This is a genomic window from Rubrivirga sp. (genome assembly GCF_049648075.1).
In the GTDB taxonomy this organism is placed as follows: Bacteria; Bacteroidota; Rhodothermia; order Rhodothermales; family Rubricoccaceae; genus Rubrivirga.
Window position 1 is genome coordinate 1 of sequence record NZ_JBARYR010000356.1, and the last position, 2773, is coordinate 2773.

Annotated in this window: 3 protein-coding genes, 1 tRNA gene and 2 pseudogenes; 1 reads left to right on the top strand and 5 read right to left on the bottom strand. The window is 70.9% G+C overall.

From position 1 onward, the window contains the following. From WBA11_RS10510 to WBA11_RS10520, 3 genes and pseudogenes are all read right to left on the bottom strand, one after another. Positions 1–824: pseudogene (locus WBA11_RS10510) on the bottom strand (hypothetical protein); the annotation flags it as partial. 51 nt (positions 825–875) lie between these two features. Beyond that, positions 876–1379: a cytidine deaminase gene (locus tag WBA11_RS10515; protein ID WP_424520648.1), complete on the bottom strand. Its 504-nt coding sequence runs from the start codon at positions 1377–1379 to the stop codon at positions 876–878. A gap of 18 nt (positions 1380–1397) precedes the next feature. Continuing rightward, positions 1398–1706: pseudogene (locus tag WBA11_RS10520) on the bottom strand (hypothetical protein); the annotation flags it as partial. Here WBA11_RS10520 and WBA11_RS10525 point away from each other — a divergent pair. Continuing rightward, a tRNA-Leu gene (locus WBA11_RS10525) sits at positions 1679–1763 on the top strand. The pseudogene WBA11_RS10520 and the gene WBA11_RS10525 overlap by 28 nt on opposite strands. Before the next feature lie 33 nt (positions 1764–1796). On the opposite strand, the gene WBA11_RS10530 is transcribed toward WBA11_RS10525, so the two are convergent. Both WBA11_RS10530 and WBA11_RS10535 read right to left on the bottom strand, forming a co-directional pair. Beyond that, entirely contained in the window at positions 1797–2213 is a 417-nt protein-coding gene (locus tag WBA11_RS10530) for a hypothetical protein (RefSeq protein ID WP_424520646.1), read from the bottom strand. Positions 2214–2320: 107 nt separating this feature from the next. After that, a partial coding sequence (locus WBA11_RS10535; RefSeq protein WP_424520647.1) for a hypothetical protein occupies positions 2321–2773 on the bottom strand: 453 nt, incomplete at its 5' end.

The following is a 2773-nucleotide window of genomic DNA, read 5'->3' on the forward strand; positions in this document are numbered from 1 at the left end:
GTGATGGTGTAGCGCGCCAGACCCGGCGAGCGGGGCGTGACCTCGAGGTCGGCGATCGCCTCGGCGCCGTCGGCGGGGGACTCGACGATGGTCCGGGCGACGACGCGGCCTCCGGTCGAGACCGTGACGGGGATGCTCTGCCCGTCGTAGCCCGTCGCTCGGACGCCAGCCTGGATCGGAAGCGGGCTCCCGACCGACGCGACGTCGTTCGTCGCGACGCGTTGAAGCCGTACGTCACGGCTCGAGACGCTGTCTCCGGCGACGGCCGTCCAGACAGGCACGGGAAACCGCTCGGCGATGCCGGTTGGGTTGCGGCCGTCGGTCACGCGCCCGTCCGAGACCAGCACGACGCCGCGCAAGTTGCGCCCGGCAAAGTCGGCCTCGACGCGGGCCAAGGCCTCGGTGATGTCCGTCCGCTCGCCCTGAAACGTCAGGCTGTCACCTTCGAGGACGGTGCCTTCGGGGCTCGCCTCGGACGAGAAGCGGTAGAACCGGAGGGCCGCCTCGTCGGGCACGTCCTCGAGGGCGGCCCGGATCTGTTGGGCGGGCGTGGCGCCGCCGGTCCCGAGACGGAGCGACTCGGAGTCGTCGACCAAGACGGCCAAGAGCGGCGGTTCTCCGGTCCGTGTAACGCTCCGCCAGACGGGATCGAGGAGCAACAGCAGAACCAGGAAGAAGGCGCCGAAGCGCAGCGCGGCGAGCGCGACTCGGCGCCCGCCCGAGACCGTCGGCGTGCTGCGGCCGTAGCTCCACCAGGCCAAGGCTCCGGCGGCCACGGCGCTGACAGCCAAAACGACGGGGGAGACGGCGAGCGAGAGGTCCAACGGTGGGGGCGACGGCGGCGGGCGGAACGGCTCCCCAAGATCGGGATTGCGCTAGCCGCGCAGGAACTCCGCGGTGAACACGCCGGGCAAAAGGGCGTGGGGCGTCGTGACCTCGGGGGCTCGGTCACCGCGCCAGTTCACGACCTCGCACTCGGGAGCCAACTCGGCCAGCACCTGCCGGCACCCTCCGCACGGAGATCCACCTGGGGAGGGGACGCACGCGACCGTCACGCGCCGGATCGTCCCGAACCCGAGCGCCGCCGCTCGCACCAAGGCGACGCGTTCGGCGCAGAGGCCCCGCGTCCAGTCGGCCTCGACCTCGACGTTGGCGCCCATCACGCAACGGCCCGATTCGTCCTCGACGAGCGCTCCGACGTGGAAGCCCGAAGCTGGAACGACGGCGTGGTCGGCAGCCTCGAGGGCGAGCGCAGTCGCGGCCTCGAGGTCGGACGGGGCCTCGAGGTCGGGCTCGTTTTCGAGGTCGGCGTGGGGGAGGGAGCCACGCGTCAGGATCGAGCCGTCAGCGACCCAGTCGCCGGGGAACGATTGATGCACGATTGCCGCGTCGGCGTCCTCGAGGTCGCGGTGCAGCGCGACGGCAACGGGCTCGCCACCGGAGTGGAGCGCCAGGGCGACGGCTCCCTGGATCGCGGTGATCGTCAGGGGGAACGACGCGTTCTCGAGGCGGGGCGCTTGGAGGATGCGCCCGTCGGCGAGCAAGACGGCGGCTCCGGCGGGCCGCTGGGAGTACGGGACGTGGGACCGCGCTGCTGCGTCGTGCGCTCGCGCGCGGAGGGTGTCGAGCATGGGCCGCGGTCGTGGGGCTCGTAGCTTACGCCCGCCCTCGAGGGCCTGCCGGAGTGGTGAAAGGGTAGACACAGCAGACTTAAAATCTGCCGGGGCTCACGCCCCGTGCGGGTTCAAATCCCGCCTCCGGCACGACGCCGCGCCGCCGCCCTCGAGGACGAACGGTCAGACCGCCAAGCGCAAGCCGGATGAATCGTCGCCGTAGTGGTCCTGGTTGATCTGGCGGATCATGCGGGCCGCCTCTGCAATCGTACCGTCGCGGAGCTTTACACGTTGGCTTAGCCGGTCGTTGGCTCGTGCGACCGCGTCCTCGAGGTGGCGCTTGTGCTTGTCGACGTAGTCCTGCGGCGTCGCGAACAAGACGAGCCCGCGGCGGATCTCGCCGGTCCCCTCCGCTCGGAGTTGGCCGACCCGGGCGTTCCGCTTTCGGGGGTAGCTGGTCAGTGCCCACTCGTGGTTGAACGCCTCGCGCCAGTCCTCGTCCGGGGTGGCCGACAAGCGGACGACGATCGACGTGATGGCGTCGCCGGCTTGGGACGTGAGAATGGCGTCTTCGTACAGTCCGAGGATCTGAATGGGCATCGACATAGGGCTCCGTGGTGGGGGAGCCGTAACGTCGCGAACTCAGCCGTCGAGGTCACGAGGACGACCTGCGATATGGCCCGTCCTCAGGAAAGCCTCAGACGGGGCTAGCCCCTGACGCCTCCTGTGCGCGGTTCGTAGGGTTCCGACGTGCGCTCGATGGCGGTCAACTCGCCGTCGGCCTCGGCCACAAACACGGCGGCGTAGCCCCAACCCGTCGCCCTCGAGGCCGCCTCCATCGCGTCCGGTCCCGCGAACGCCAGCGGCGTGCCCAAGTCGGCCGGGAGGTCGAGGGCGGTGAGCGTGTCGGCCGCGATGTGCATCGCCGCATCAGAGCGGGCGTCGCCTGTCGCGATGACCAACCCACCGGCGTCGAGCAAGCTGTCGACCGTCCCGGCGCCTTCCCACTCGACGGTCGCCGCGATGTCGGCCTCGGCCAGCACAGGGCTCGCGAGGGCGAACAGCTCGTCGCCGGTCTCGGCTTCAGCACGAGCGCGGACGGTGCCTTCGCCATCGACGACGACGGTCAGCGGGGCGCCGGTGTATCCGAACGCTTGGGC

Excerpts from the sequence above, each read along its gene's own strand:
- WBA11_RS10530 (WP_424520646.1), bottom strand. The coding sequence starts at position 2,213 with ATGCCCATTCAGATCCTCGGACTGTACGAAGACGCCATTCTCACGTCC.